Here is a 13,710-nt window from a genome sequence, read left to right on the forward strand (position 1 = left end):
GGAGCATCGGCGCCCCTTAATTTTTGAGTGAAGTCGGAAAGAGTCTCATGAGCCCGCGTCGTCTGATCCTGACATCGACCATCGCCCTGATCCTGTGCTCGACCGCACCGGCCCCCGTTTTTGCCGCACCTCAGACGGACGCACCCGCCTGGGGGTCGCAGGTGGTGCGGCGGCCGGCGGATTGGTACGGGTCCGACGCTGCACGGGACATGGCCGCGAGGGTGGTCCTGCACCAGTCGTCCGAAGGCGGATGGCCCAAGAACACCGACCTGTTCGCCCCTCCCCGCCCAGACGCCGATCCGGGCCTGACCAACACCATCGATAACGACGGCACCACCCTGCCGCTCGACTTTCTAGCGCGTGTCATAAGCGCGGGCGACGAGACCACGCGGCCCGCTTTCGAGCGGGGTTTGGACTATCTGCTGGAGGCGCAACGGCCGAACGGCGGATGGCCCCAGTTCTATCCGCTGCGGGGCGGCTATTACGACCAGATCACCTATAATGACGACGCCATGGTCCGCGTCCTGCGCCTGTTGCAGGGCGTCGCCGCCGGTCAACCGCCCTACGCCTTCGTCGACGCCGCGCGCCGCGCCCGCGCGGCCCAAGCGGTTGAGGCGGGAACGGCCCTGATCCTGAAGACCCAGGTGCGTCGCAACGGTCGCCTGACCGCCTGGTGCGCCCAGCATGACGCCGCGACATTGGAACCCGCCTGGGCCCGCCGGTTCGAACCCCCGTCGCTGTCCGGCAATGAAAGCGTCGGCGTCGTTCGCTTTCTGATGAGCATCGACCGCCCCTCGCCCGAAGTGATCGCTGCGGTCGAGGGCGCCTTGGACTGGTTCCAGGCTGTGGCCCTGCCGGACCTCCGCGTCGAGAACATCCAGACCGACGGCAAGCCGGATCGCCGCATCGTGGCGGCGCCGGGCGAAGGTCCGCTGTGGGCCCGCTTCTATGACCTGAGGACGGACGCGCCGATCTTCATGGGCCGGGAGTCCATCGCTCGCGCCAGCCTGGCCGAGATCGAGCAGGAGCGCCGCGCCGGCTACCACTATGTCGGGACCTGGCCCGCCGCCTTGATCAATGTTGATTATCCAGCATGGCGGACCCGGCTGGGCCTGCCCACGCCTTAGAGGGCTTCGGCCGTAACGGTCATGATCAAGCTCAGGCTTTCGCCTGGCAGCAGCCGCGCCAGACCGCCCTGCTCGCCTGCCGGCGCATTCAGCACGTCCGGCCGATGGGTCACAGGCTCCACACAGAAGAAGTCCGCGCCAACGGGCGCATAGACCTGCGCCCAGTCTGCGCCAGGCCCGCCGCGCATGATCACGCGCCGGCCCCCGCCTTCCATGACCGCCTCGCCGTTCCAGCCGGCATAGGCGTGATCGACGAAAGGAGCCTCGGCCAAGGCCAGACCGCCGCTCCAGTCCGTCACAGCAGCGGGCGCCGCCAGCCGCTCAGGGATTTCACGCGCGTCGGTCAGCCAGACCCCCGTCGCCGAAAGGCTGAGGCGACTGTCGGCAGACTTGTGGAAATAGGGGTGCAGACCCAGGCCGGCCGGCATGACCGCATCCCCGGTGTTGGTCATCGACAGGACGATCTCGAGACCGTCTTCGGACAGTCGAACGGTCTGCCGCGCCAGCCAGGGCCAGGGCCAACCCGCGCCGTCAGTATCGACGTCACCCGGCCACTGAAGGCTCATCTCGACGCGGTCCTCCGATGCGGTCTCGACCGCCCAGGGGTTCAGCCAGCCGTCGCCGTGCAGAGCGTGGGGTGCGAACCGTTCGAGCGCCGTCAGACGCACGTCCCGGCCCTCGAAACCGAACCGGGCGTCGGCGATCCGGTTGGCGTAGGGGACCAGGGGGAAACAGGCCGTCTCCAGCATGTCGGTCGCCCCTTCGGGCGTCGGTCGGAACACAGGCTGTCCCCGCCAGTCCAGGCTCAGGATCGCCCCGCCCTGCTCCGGCGCCACGGTCGCGCGCCAGTCCCCGGCCGTCAGCATCAGCAGGCTCACAGGCGGATCTTGTTCTGGGGCAGGCCCGGCGTCTCGACCCGAACACGATACAGGCCGCCCAGGGTCGGCTGTTCGCCGCGCTTGTCGGCATTCCCCAGCCAGGCCGTGGTCATATAGACATCGCGCAGATCCTCGCCGCCGAAGGCCGCCTTGGTCACGGTCTGGACCGGAACCTCGATCTTGCCGATCCGCTGGCCGTCGGGAGCGAACTTCGCCACGCCCCAGCCGTTAAACAGGCCGACGTGCAGGACGCCTTCGGAATCCATGCTGGGTCCATCGGCGTAACCGTCCTCGGTGACGGCGAAGACCCGCCGGTTCGACAGCACTCCGTCCGCATGGTCGAAGGCGAGGACCGTCTTGGCCAGGGTGTCGTGGTGATACAGAATCCGGCCGTCCGGGCTCAGGCACGGCCCATTGGTCACGCCGTAGCCGTCGTCATGCCGGGTCAGCTCGCCCTGGAACCAGCGATAGAGGGCGCCGGTCTGGACCTCTTCGCTGTCGTCCATCGACCCGAACCACAGCGAGCCGTCCGGCGCGACAAAGCCGTCGTTCAGTCGGTTCTGCGGCCGGTCTTCCTCAACCGGCTGGATCAGGGTGAAGACGCCCGTCTCGGGGTCGAAGCGGTGCAACCCGCCCCGAACCCCGCAGATCAGCGACCCGTCGTCCGCCGGAAGGGCGAAACCGGTCTGGTCCGGCGTATCCCACGAAACGGTCTCGCCGCTCGCGGGCGTATAGCGGTGCAGCTTGCGACCCTTGATGTCGACGAACCACACCGCCTTGCGCTCGGCGTCCCAGACGGGGCCTTCGCCCAGCTCCGCCTGGATGTCCCAGACCAGTTCAACGCTCATAAATCAGCTCGCCGAGTAGGAGGTCTTGATCTGGGTGTAGAATTCCACCGCAGCAAAGCCCTGTTCCCGGGAGCCATAGCTCGACTTCTTCGATCCGCCGAACGGCACGTGATAATCGACCCCGGCGGTGGCCAGATTGACCATGGTCATGCCGGCGCGGGCGTTCTTCTGGAAGTCGCGCGCGTATTTCAGCGACTGGGTGACGATGCCCGCCGACAGGCCGAATTCGACGCCGTTGGCGACGGCGAGAGCCTCTTCATAGGAGGCGACGCGGATGGTCGAGGCGACGGGGCCGAAGACCTCTTCGTTATTGATCCGGGCGTCGGCGACCGTGTCGGCGATCAGGGTCGGCTGGACGTACCAGCCCGGCTTGTCGAGGTTCAGACGCTCGCCGCCGGTGACGATGCGGCCGCCGGCCTCCTTGGCGATGTCGATGTACTTGTACGAGGTTTCGCGCTGGGCTTCGCTGACTGCCGGGCCCATCTGGGTGTTGGAGTCCAGGGCGTCGCCGACGCGCAGGGCCGCAACCTTCTCGCCCAGCGCCTTCACGAAGCGGTCGTGGATGCCGTCCTGAACGATCAGGCGGCTGGAGGCGGTGCAACGCTGGCCGGTGGCGAAGAAGCTGCCGTCCAGGGCGATGGCGACGGCGCGGTCCAGGTCGGCGTCATCCAGCACGATCAGCGGATTCTTGCCGCCCATCTCCAGCTGGACCCGGGCCTGACGCTTCATCGCGCCCTCGGCGACGCCGGCGCCCACGGCCTGCGAGCCGGTAAAGCTGATGCCGTCCACGCCCGGATGGGCCACGATGGCGCGGCCGACGTCGCCGTCGCCGATGACCATATTGACCACGCCCTTGGGCAGGCCGGCCTCATGCAGGACGGCGATCAGGGCCTCGGCCGTGGCCGGGGTGGGGCCGGCGGGCTTGATGACGACCGTGTTGCCGAAGGCGATGGCCGGGGCGATCTTCCAGGCCGGAATGGCGATGGGGAAGTTCCACGGGGTGATCAGACCGAACACGCCGACGGCCTGGCGATAGGTCTGGATCTCGACGCCCGGACGGGTCGAGGCCAGGTTCTGGCCGTGGACGCGCAGCGCCTCGCCGGCGAAATACTTAAGGATGCGGGCGGCGCGCATGGTCTCGCCGATGCCCTCGGGCAGGGTTTTGCCCTCTTCGCGGGCCAGCAGGCGGCCGATCTCGGCGGCGCGCGCCATGATCAACGACCCGGCCTTGTCCAGCACATCGAAACGGACTTCCGGCGAAGCGTCGGACCAGCCGGGGAAGGCGGCGCGGGCGGCGGCGACGGCCTGATCGACCTCGGCCGCTCCGCCCTTGGGCGTGCGGGCCACGACGTCGCGCGTGTCGGACGGGTTCAGGCTCTCGCCGGCGAACGCGCCGGAGACCTTTTCGCCGCCGATCCAGTGCGAGAGTTCAAGCGTGTCGGTCATGGGATGTCCTTTTCATAAGGCTGACGGGCGGCGGGGGAGCGCCGCCCGTCTCGGGGAGATAGGTATCGAGGGGCGGGAAATCAGCCCGTCATGTCTTCCAGTTCGCGACCACGCGTCTCTTTCACCCAGGCCTGGACCAGGAAGAAGGAGATCAGGGCGCTGACCGAATAGAAGCCGTAGGTGACGACCAGACCCAGCGTCGCGGCCATCCAGGGGAAACTGACCGAGATGGCGAAGTTGGCGATCCATTGGGCGAAGCCGGCGACGGCCAGGGCCGAACCGCGCATCTGGTTCGGGAACATTTCGCCCAGCATGACCCACATGACCGGGCCCCAGCTGAAGTTGAAGAAGACCACATAGGCGTTGGCCGCGATCAGGGCGGTCAGGCCGGTGTTGTCGTCCAAGTGCAGCGAACCATCGATCAGGGCCGCGCGCGAGAAGCACCAGGCCACGACCGCCAGGGTCACGAACATGCCGGCCGAACCGATCAGCAACAGCGGCTTGCGGCCGATCTTGTCGATGACCGAAATGGCCGCCAGACAGGCCGCGATCGACAGAACGCCGGACAGGATGTTGATCTGAAGCGCGTCGTTCTCGGAAAAGCCGACCGACTGCCACAGCACGGCGCCGTAGTAGAAGACGATGTTGATGCCGACCAGTTGCTGGAAAACGGCCAGGATCAGTCCAGCCCAGACGATGGGGCGCACGGTTCGCGTGGTCGGGTCCAGCAGGTCCGAGAACTTGGGCTTGTGGTCGGCGGCCAGGGAGGCGCGGATTTCCTGAACCTTGCGCGCGCCGGCGCCGGCGCCGAACAGCTTGGACAGCACGGCCTCGGCCTGGGCGTCCTTCTTCTTGACCACCAGATAACGCGGGCTTTCCGGAATCACCAGCAGGGCCAGCAGATAGACGGCGGCCGGGATGACCTGCAGCCAGAACATCCAACGCCAGGCGGGGAAGCCCAGCCAGAAGTCAGCGGTCGATCCGCCGGCGGTGCGGGCCAGCACATAGTTGGCCACGAAGGCCCCGGTCAGACCGGTGATGATCATGATCTGCTGCACCGACGACAGCCGGCCGCGGATCGAGGCCGGGGTGACTTCGGAGATATAGGCCGGCGACAGCACCGAGGCCGCGCCGACGCCCAGCCCGCCGATGAAGCGGGCGATGATGAAGTGGGCCGAGGTGTCGGCTGCGCCGGCCCAGAAGGCCGAGATGATGAACAGGACCGCCGAGATCTGCATCACCGTGCGGCGACCGATGGCGTCGGCCAGGCGGCCGGCGATGAAGGCGCCGACGGCGCAACCCAGCAGGATGGCGCCGACATTGAACCCGGTGCCGAGCGCCGACAGGTTGAAGGCCGCCTCCAGCCCGTCCTGGGTGCCGTTGATGACGCCGGAATCATAGCCGAACATGAAGCCGCCGATGGTGGCGACCGCCACAATCAGGGCGATGAAGGCCATGTTGACGCGGTCATCCCCCGCGATATCCGGGCCAGAGCCCCCCGTTGGTCCTGCCATTTCGATCTACTCCCAAAGAGCCCGTCTGACGCGGGCGTTGAACGTCGCAGGAAAGCCTATCGCCAGCCTGCGTCCACGAAATACTCGTGGCCTGTAATCAAACGTGCGTCGTCCGAGGCCAGGAACAGGCCCAGTGCGGCGACGTCCTCGGGCTGAAGCCGACCGGGCAGACACTGGGCCGCGACGATCTCGGCCTCGCCCTCGGGCGTGTACCATTTCATCTGGCGCGGGGTCTGGACATTGCCCGGCACGATACAGACCACCCGTACCCCGTCCTTGCCCAGTTCGCGGGCCAAGGCGCGGGTCATGCCCTCGATGCCGGCCTTGGCCGTCTCGTACAGCGACAGGTCGGGCAGACCCAGGTGCCAGCTGATCGAGCCGAGGTTTATGATCACCCCCCGCCCCTTCTCGCGCATCCCGGCCGCGACCGACTGGGCCGCGAAATAGAGGTGCCGCAGGTTCACCGCGATCCGATTGTCCCAATAGGCGGGCGTGACCTCGGTCAGCGTATGGCGGTCGTCGTTTGCGGCGTTGTTGATCAGGATGTCGATCGGACCATGGGCCGCGATCACATCGGCCAGACAGGTCTGCAGCGCTGCGACGTCGATCAGGTCGCAGGGATGAAACACGGGGGCCGGCGACAGCTCGGCCAGCGAGGCTTCCAGCGCGCGGGACTCGGTTTCGGCGATGTCGAGAAACACGACGCGGGCGCCCTGGCGCGCGAAGGCCTCGGTAAAACCGGCGCCGATGCCGGAACCGCCGCCGGTGACGACAACCAGACGGTCCTTCAGCGACGGATAGACGGCGCGACTCATACAGAGACTCCCAGCAGGCCGCGACCGGCCAGATTACGCATCAACTCGACCACCCCGAACCGCCAGGCCGGGGCCTGGTCGCAGGTGGCCACGATATTCTCGAGCACGCCCAGTTTCTCGGACGAGACGCGGACCCGATCGCCGATCTTGTGGGTGAAGCCCTTGCCCGGCGCGTCACGGTCGTCGATCGGCGCGAACATGGTGCCCAGATACAGGGCGAAGCCATCGGGATATTGGTGGGCGCTCAGGGTCTGGCGCACCAGCTCCTCGGGATCGCGACTGATCAGCCGCATCGAGCTTTCGCCGGTCATGACGAAGCCGTCCTGCCCCTCGACCTCCAGCCGCACGGTCGCGGCGCGAACATCGTCCATACCGAAGCCGTCGTCGAACAGGCGGATGAAGGGGCCGATGGCGGCGGAGGCGTTGTTGTCCTTGGCCTTGCCCAGCAGCAGGGCCGAACGCCCTTCGATGTCGCGCAGATTGACGTCATTGCCCAGGCTGGCCCCGACGGGCCGGCCCGCCGGATCGCAGATGACCACAACCTCGGGCTCGGGGTTGTTCCAAGCCGAATCCGCGCGAACGCCCACTTCAGCGCCCCAGCCGACCGAGGCCAGCACGGGGGCCTTGGTGAAGATCTCGGCATAGGGGCCGATAGCGACCTCAAGATACTGGGACCACAGCCCCTCGGCGATCATTTGCGCCTTGACCGCTTCGGCCTGTTCAGAGCCCGGCCGCAGATCCTTCAGGTCGCCGCCGATCCGATCCAGAATGGACTGACGCACCGCATTGGCGGCGTCGGCGTCGCCGCGCGCCCGCTCCTCGATCACCCGCTCCAGGGCCGAGACCGCAAAGGTGACGCCCGACGCCTTGATGCACTGCAGGTCCAGCGGCGACAGCAAGATAATGTCCGCCTCGCCTGCCGCGTCCCAGGTCGTGGCGAACGACAGTTGATCCAGCGCCCCCAGATCGACGCCTTCGATTCGGTCCAACTCGTCGCGAGACGCGGCCTCAGCGGTCGTGGCGACCTGACCGGAGATGTCATAGAGGCGCCCGCCCCTGGCCAGAACCGGCGAAGGGCCCGCCGGGGTCATGATCCGTCCCAGCAGGCGCGCATCGCGCCAGTCCGCCGGCAGGTGTGAGGCTAGGTTCAAAATCGTCTCCCCTTCCACGCTCTATGACGTGGTAGCGCTACCATCTTGCATCGCAAACGCCCTGTCAATCGGAAGGCGGCGACGTGCTCTCGCGAAGGATCATTTCATGGGCGACGGGGCCGGAATTCTCGCCGCCGCGACCCAGGATGATGGCGGCGCGGCGGGCCATGGCGGCGACCGGCTGGCGGATCGTGGTCAGGCCGGGCCAGACGCTGGCGGCCAGATAGGTGTCGTCGAAACCCACCACCGAGACGTCGCGTGGCGTCGACAGGCCCGCCGCATGGACGGCCGCCAGAGCCCCGGCGGCCATGTCGTCATTGCTGGCGAAAATGGCGGTCGGGCGACGCGCCTGGGCCAGCAGCCGGCGTCCGGCCTCGAACCCGGACCGATAGGTGAAGTCGCCCGGTTCGACCTGTAGCACCGCGCCTTCGACGTCATTGATGGCGGCCAGCGCCCCGCGACGACGGTCCTCGCTCGCGCTCTGGTCTTCCCGCCCCAGGATGAAGCCGATCACGCGATGGCCCATGTCCAGCAGGTGTTTCGTCATCTGGTGGGCGGCGCCGACGTCGTCCACCTTCAGCGAGACCAGATCCTCGCTGGCGGCGGGCGCGGCGAGGACCACGGCCTTCATCCGGCTCTTGGCGATGGCGTCCAGGGTGGCCTGTGATTCGCCCAGCGGCGGCGGCACGATCACCCCCTGCGCGCCGCCCGCGCTCAACCTCTGCACCGCCTCGCGCTCCTCCTCCGGCGCCCCGGCCTGCGACGGCTCGATCAGCAGCAGCAGGCCGACCGACCGCGCCCCTTCCAGGGCGCCGGACAGGACCTCGGCCAGATAGGCGTTGGACGGGTTGGCGTACAAAAGCCCGATCCGCCCTGCCCCCGCCCGCGCCAGAATGCGCGCGGCAGGATCGGGCACATAGCCGGTCTCGCGGATGATCTCCTCGACCTTGGTCCGCGTCGCCTCGCGCACGCGGGCGTCGCCATTGACCACGCGCGAGACGGTCATCGGCGATACGCCGGCCAGGCGGGCGATGTCGCCCATGGTGCGATTGCGGCCCTGGCCGGTCTTGGAAGTCATCGGCGCGACACGACCACAGCTTGGGCGCACATGTCCAGCACCCGGACGAAGGTCGGCGCGTACGCCATCAGATCAGACCATGCCCCTTCGGCAGTTCGGCGTATCGGTGGACTCGCGTCGCCATCACCAGACCGAAGCCGATCATCACCGTCAGCATCACGGTGCCGCCGTTCGACAGCAGCGGCATAGGCACCCCGACGACCGGCGCCAGACCCATGACCATGGCCCCGTTGATCAGCACATACATGGCGAAGGTGGCGATGACGCCCGACGCCGCCAATCGTCCAAAATGACTATGAGACAGAGAGGCTATTCGAAGTGAAATCAATATGATCGCCGCATAGGCGGTCAGCAGGAAGAAGGTGCCGACAAAGCCGAACTCCTCGGCAAAGGCGGCGAAGATGAAGTCGGTGTGCCGCTCGGGCAGGAACTCCAGCTGGCTCTGGCTGCCCAGGCCGTAGCCCTTGCCCAGCAGGCCGCCGGATCCCATGGCGATCTTCGACTGGACGATCTGATACCCCTTGTCGGCCATATCGGCCTCGGGGTTCAGGAAGGTCAGCACCCGGTGCCGCTGATAGTCGTGCATGCCGAACATCACATAGGGCGGCACGGCGACGATGCCGATCGCGGCGACGGCGGCGATGATCTTCCAGTTCAGGCCCGCCATGAACATGATCGCCGCGCCGGTCAGACCGATCAGCATGGCCGACCCCAAGTCGGGTTGGTGCGCCACCAGAATAAACGGCAGGCCGATGATGCCGACGGGGATGATCAGCTTCCAGTGGAAGCTGGCCTCCTTGGCCGACGCTCCGTGGTACCAACGCGCCAGGGCCAGAACGACGCCGATTTTCATGATCTCGGACGGTTGGATACGGGTGACGCCCAGGTCCAGCCAGCGGGTGGCGCCCAGGGCGGTATAGCCCAGCGGGGTCTCGACCAGGGCCAGCAGGAACAGGGCCACGCCGTAGATGGGATAGGCCAGAGCGAACCAGTACCGGATGTTGATCATGGACAGGCCCAGCATCAGCACCAGACAGACGCCGAACCGGATCAGATGCTTCGCCGCCCAGGGCGACCAGGATCCTCCCGCCACGGAATAGAGCATCAGCCCGCCCGCCCCAGCGACGGCGCAGATAAGCAGCAGCAGACGCCAGTCGATCTGGCTGATCTTGGTCGAAACGCGCTCGCGCTCGCCGGGACGGGACAGGGCGGAAGCGGTCATCAGAGCGGCTCGTTCGGAGAAACAGGCGGCTCGACGGCGAGGGGCTGCGGCGTGGCCTCAGCCACGACCGGCGGCTCGTCCAGGGGAGTCGGCTCAACCGGCTCCGGCTCCGGCGCCGGCGGCCGCTCCATGCGCGCACGCATTTCCGGATCCTTCAGCAGCGCCACCTTCATCACCTCGCGCGCCCGCGGCGCCCCGGCGGTCCCGCCGCCCAGGCCTCCGTGCTGCACGATCACGGACACCGCATAGCGCGGATTGTCGGCAGGCGCGAAGGCGATGAACAGGTTGTGGTCCTTCTGGCCCCAGGGTCGGCCCGCGCCCTTGCGCGAGCCCGCGCCATAGTTCTGCACCTGAGCCGTGCCGGTCTTGCCGGCCATACGAATATCGCCCAGACCCAGTTGGCTGTTTCTGAAGCCGGTGCCGCCGATGTCCGTCACGGCCTCCATGCCCTCGCGCATCACCTGCCCGAAGGCGGGGTCATAGGGAAGGTCTGCGAAGGTTCGGTCAGCGCCCTGCTCGACGCCTCCGATCGACTTGATCAGTCGCGGCATGACGGCCTTGCGACCATTGGCCAGCCGTGAGGCATAAACGGCCAGTTGCAAGGCGTTGACCGTCAGGGCCCCTTGCCCGATCCCGTAGCTGGGCGTTTCCCCCGGATACCATTTGCCGTCGCCCCGGACGGGATTTTCGCGTCGCCACTTGCGGTCGGGAACCAGGCCGGGCTTCTGGCCCGGTACGCCGATGTCAAAGGTCTGGCCGAAGCCCATTTCCCGCGCCGTCTCGGCGATGGCGTCCGGCCCCATCTCCACGGCCAGCGTCATGAAGTAGACGTTGCAGGAGTTCTTGATCGCTTCCCGCATGTCCTGCGAGCCGTGACGTCCCAGACAGGCGAACCGGCGTCCCAAATAATAGGCGCCGTTGCAGACGATACGTCGGTTCGGATCGCCTCCCCGCTTCAGAGCCGTGAGGCCGACGACGGGCTTGAAGGTCGAGCCCGGAGCGAAGGTTCCCGCCAGCGCCTTGTCCGTCAGCGGGCGACGCTCATAGTCGCGCAACGCCGCATAGGTCTTGGACGGCACGCCGCCGACAAACAGGTTTGGATCGAACGAGGGCGCGGACGTCATCGCCAGGATATCGCCATTGCGCACGTCCATCACGACGCAGGCGCCGGCCTCTTCGCCGAACACTTCCAGCGCCCTGTTCTGGACATCGGCGTCCAAAGTCAGGACCACCTCCTGGCCCGGCACGGCAGGCCGTGACCCGCCGACATCTTCGGCCACCACCCGGCCACGGGCGTCCACCTCGACGCGATTGCCGCCCGGCTCTCCGCGCAGCGCCTCGTCCAGCGACCGCTCCACCCCCTGGCGGCCAATGCGGAAACTGGGGTTGAACAGCAGCGGCGGCGGCGTCTCGCCCTTGTCACGGATCGCCTTGATGTCGCGGTCATTGACCTTGGCGACATAGCCGATGACATGGGCGAACGAACCGCCGAAGGGATAGTAGCGGGCGTCGTTCATGTCGGCCATGACGCCGGGCAGCTCGTTGGCGTACAGATTGACCTTGGCGAACTCTTCCCAGGTCAGGTCGCTCTTGACCGGGACCGGGTTGAACTTGGACGAGGCGTTAACGTCGCGGATGATGGCGCGGCGCCGCTCAAGCGTGTCGGGCAGCAGACGGCCCAGCAGGTCCAGCGTCTGGTCCAGATCCTTGGTTTCGTCGCGGACCACCAGCACCCGGAAACTGGGCCGGTTGCCGGCGATGACCACGCCGTTGCGGTCCTTGATCAGGCCGCGCGGCGGCGGGACCATGCGGAAGTTGAACTGGTTTTGCGACGACAGGGTCGCATATTCCTGGGCCTGAACGACCTGAAGCTGGGCCAGCCGCCCCACCAGGGCCGTCACGCCCAGGGCGGTCAGGCCGCCGAACACGAAGGCGCGGCGCAGGAAAGAGCCCTGGCGCTCGTTGACGTCGGCGAAGAAGATGGAGGGTTCGCCGCTCATCGGAAGCGCGTGTCCCCGTCGTCGAACCGTTCCAGCATCCAGTCCGCGATCGGATACAGGATCAGGGTGGGCGTGACCTGGCCGATCAGCGACAGGATCGACGGCGGATTGGTCGCCCGGATCGCCACGATCACATAGGCCGTCAGGAAGGCGCCCAGGGTGCAGGCCGCATACCAGGCGAAACGGATCAATCCCTCATGCCCCGCCAACAGATTGCGCGACAACAGGATCACCGCATAGAACCCCATCAGGCACAGCGACCACAGCCCCAGAGGCCCGCCCCAGAACAGGTCCAGGAACAGGCCCAGCACGAACAGCACCGCCGGCGCCGTCATCGACGGGCGGATCAGCGGCCAGGCGAAGGCCAGCACCATGGGGAACACAGGCTCGGGCAAGGTCAGGCCGAACAGTTCGACAGGGGTGGCGAAGACGATGGTGGCGGCGACCGCCGCCAGGGCCGGATAGACGATCCACTGCAGGGGCCCGACGACGCGGACCGCGACCGGCCGTCTCACGTCGCGCCCCCCGGGGTCGGCGCGGGCCCCGGCGGCGTCTGGGGCGCTGTCTCGGCGGAGCGAACCGGTGCTGGACGCGCCGCAGCCGGCGCCGCTGTAGCGGCGCGCACACGGGCCGCCTGGGTCTCTGCCGCCGCCTGCCGACGCGCAGCCGCATCGCCGATGGCGCCGACTTGCGCCTCGCTGGGCGGCGGGGCGGTGGTCAAGCCGGCCAGAGGCGGAGCGTTCAGCGCGTTCGGATCGATCAGCTGACCGAAGTCCTGGAACAGCAGCACCCGGACATAGTCGATGGCGCCGCGATCACTGAACAGCTTGACGCGCCAGCTGCCGTCGATGCCCTTGGCGGCGATGCCGATCGGGATGCCGCGCGGCAGGCCGCCGCCGTCGCCGGAACTCAGGATACGGTCGCCCGCCTGCACTGATCCGGCGCCGCGCACGAACTCCAGCCGGGGATTGCCGCTGCCGTCGCCGGTCAGCAGGGCCCGAGCGTCGGTGCGGTCCACCAGCACCGGCGTACGCGACGCCACGTCGGTCAGCAGGACCATGCGGCTGACCCCGCCCGTCACGCCGGTCACGCGGCCGACCAGGCCATGTTCGTTGATGACCGGATTGCCGATCCGCACGCCCTTGCCCGCACCGACGTCGATCAGTTTAGCGTTCTTGAACGGACCCCGGCTCTCGGAGATCGCCCGCGCCGTCAACATGGGGACGGCCGGCTCGGTCCGCAGATCCAGCATGGCCTCGTATCGGCCGTTGATGTTCTTCAGAGCGATGGCCTGGTCCCGCCACGGCTGCAGCTCGGCCAGTTCGGCCTTAAGGCGCCGGTTCTCGGACACGGCGAAGAAATAGCCGCCGACATAGTCCGTCACCGCCCCGACCCAGCGCACCGGCGCGGCCAGAACTCCACTGACCGGGCCCGTCACCGTTTCCGTCGCGCCCCGCACAGCATTATAGCCAGCGGCGCCGTCAGGCGCCGTGCGGTCGCTGACCAGCAGAAGACCCGCCCCGACCATGCCCACGACAGCGACCACCGCGGCGGTCCAGGCCAGCGGCACCTTCAGGTTCTCAAAGGGGCCGTCGCGAAACGCCACGGGCGACCTTCCACACAAGGGGTTG

The 13,710-nt window shown here is 67.6% G+C and carries 12 protein-coding genes; 1 reads left to right on the top strand and 11 read right to left on the bottom strand.

Annotated elements, in window-relative coordinates; translation table 11 throughout:
- Nucleotides 1-47: 47 nt before the first annotated feature.
- Complete coding sequence (gene pelA, locus ACW170_RS13125; RefSeq protein WP_492087090.1) at nucleotides 48-1,127, top strand: pectate lyase; 1,080 nt, start codon at nucleotides 48-50, stop codon at nucleotides 1,125-1,127.
- On the opposite strand, the gene ACW170_RS13130 is transcribed toward pelA, so the two are convergent.
- The 11 genes from ACW170_RS13130 to mreC form a co-directional block, all read right to left on the bottom strand.
- Nucleotides 1,124-2,005: an aldose 1-epimerase gene (locus tag ACW170_RS13130; RefSeq protein WP_492087091.1), complete on the bottom strand. Its 882-nt coding sequence runs from the start codon at nucleotides 2,003-2,005 to the stop codon at nucleotides 1,124-1,126. The two genes, pelA and ACW170_RS13130, sit on opposite strands and share 4 nt — an antisense overlap.
- The gene (locus tag ACW170_RS13135) at nucleotides 2,002-2,853 is read right to left on the bottom strand and encodes an SMP-30/gluconolactonase/LRE family protein (protein ID WP_492087092.1); all 852 of its coding nucleotides are present in this window, start codon (nucleotides 2,851-2,853) and stop codon (nucleotides 2,002-2,004) included. The genes ACW170_RS13130 and ACW170_RS13135 overlap by 4 nt, the downstream gene beginning before the upstream one ends.
- 3 nt (nucleotides 2,854-2,856) lie before the next feature.
- Nucleotides 2,857-4,299 carry an aldehyde dehydrogenase family protein gene (locus ACW170_RS13140; protein WP_492087094.1) on the bottom strand — a complete coding sequence of 481 codons (1,443 nt, stop codon included), beginning with the start codon at nucleotides 4,297-4,299 and terminating at the stop codon, nucleotides 2,857-2,859.
- A gap of 80 nt (nucleotides 4,300-4,379) precedes the next feature.
- Nucleotides 4,380-5,813: a sugar porter family MFS transporter gene (locus ACW170_RS13145; RefSeq protein ID WP_492087095.1), complete on the bottom strand. Its 1,434-nt coding sequence runs from the start codon at nucleotides 5,811-5,813 to the stop codon at nucleotides 4,380-4,382.
- Nucleotides 5,814-5,869: 56 nt separating this feature from the next.
- Entirely contained in the window at nucleotides 5,870-6,628 is a 759-nt protein-coding gene (xylB, locus tag ACW170_RS13150) for a D-xylose 1-dehydrogenase (RefSeq protein ID WP_492087096.1), read from the bottom strand.
- Nucleotides 6,625-7,779: a fumarylacetoacetate hydrolase family protein gene (locus ACW170_RS13155; RefSeq protein ID WP_492087097.1), complete on the bottom strand. Its 1,155-nt coding sequence runs from the start codon at nucleotides 7,777-7,779 to the stop codon at nucleotides 6,625-6,627. The genes xylB and ACW170_RS13155 overlap by 4 nt, the downstream gene beginning before the upstream one ends.
- A 64-nt stretch (nucleotides 7,780-7,843) precedes the next feature.
- A complete protein-coding gene (locus tag ACW170_RS13160) occupies nucleotides 7,844-8,857 on the bottom strand; it encodes a LacI family DNA-binding transcriptional regulator (RefSeq protein WP_492087098.1) in 1,014 nt (337 codons plus the stop codon).
- A 67-nt stretch (nucleotides 8,858-8,924) separates the two neighbouring features.
- A complete protein-coding gene (gene rodA, locus ACW170_RS13165; protein WP_492087099.1) occupies nucleotides 8,925-10,079 on the bottom strand; it encodes a rod shape-determining protein RodA in 1,155 nt (384 codons plus the stop codon).
- The gene (mrdA, locus tag ACW170_RS13170; RefSeq protein ID WP_492087100.1) at nucleotides 10,079-12,079 is read right to left on the bottom strand and encodes a penicillin-binding protein 2; all 2,001 of its coding nucleotides are present in this window, start codon (nucleotides 12,077-12,079) and stop codon (nucleotides 10,079-10,081) included. Before mrdA ends, rodA begins: the two co-directional genes overlap by 1 nt.
- Complete coding sequence (locus ACW170_RS13175) at nucleotides 12,076-12,594, bottom strand: hypothetical protein (protein ID WP_492087102.1); 519 nt, start codon at nucleotides 12,592-12,594, stop codon at nucleotides 12,076-12,078. Before ACW170_RS13175 ends, mrdA begins: the two co-directional genes overlap by 4 nt.
- On the bottom strand, nucleotides 12,591-13,685 hold the full coding sequence (mreC, locus tag ACW170_RS13180; protein WP_492087103.1) for a rod shape-determining protein MreC: 1,095 nt from the start codon (nucleotides 13,683-13,685) through the stop codon (nucleotides 12,591-12,593). The genes ACW170_RS13175 and mreC overlap by 4 nt, the downstream gene beginning before the upstream one ends.
- Between the last annotated feature and the right edge of the window lie 25 nt (nucleotides 13,686-13,710).

The organism is Brevundimonas sp. FV2ps16 (assembly GCF_058681075.1).

What these genes read in the sequence shown, in the direction of transcription:
- pelA (WP_492087090.1), top strand. Translation starts at nt 48, where the DNA reads ATGAGCCCGCGTCGTCTGATCCTGACATCGACCATCGCCCTGATCCTG.
- ACW170_RS13135 (WP_492087092.1), bottom strand. Translation starts at nt 2,853, where the DNA reads ATGAGCGTTGAACTGGTCTGGGACATCCAGGCGGAGCTGGGCGAAGGC.
- ACW170_RS13140 (WP_492087094.1), bottom strand. Translation starts at nt 4,299, where the DNA reads ATGACCGACACGCTTGAACTCTCGCACTGGATCGGCGGCGAAAAGGTC.
- ACW170_RS13145 (WP_492087095.1), bottom strand. Translation starts at nt 5,813, where the DNA reads ATGGCAGGACCAACGGGGGGCTCTGGCCCGGATATCGCGGGGGATGAC.
- xylB (WP_492087096.1), bottom strand. Translation starts at nt 6,628, where the DNA reads ATGAGTCGCGCCGTCTATCCGTCGCTGAAGGACCGTCTGGTTGTCGTC.
- ACW170_RS13160 (WP_492087098.1), bottom strand. Translation starts at nt 8,857, where the DNA reads ATGACTTCCAAGACCGGCCAGGGCCGCAATCGCACCATGGGCGACATC.
- rodA (WP_492087099.1), bottom strand. Translation starts at nt 10,079, where the DNA reads ATGACCGCTTCCGCCCTGTCCCGTCCCGGCGAGCGCGAGCGCGTTTCG.
- mrdA (WP_492087100.1), bottom strand. Translation starts at nt 12,079, where the DNA reads ATGAGCGGCGAACCCTCCATCTTCTTCGCCGACGTCAACGAGCGCCAG.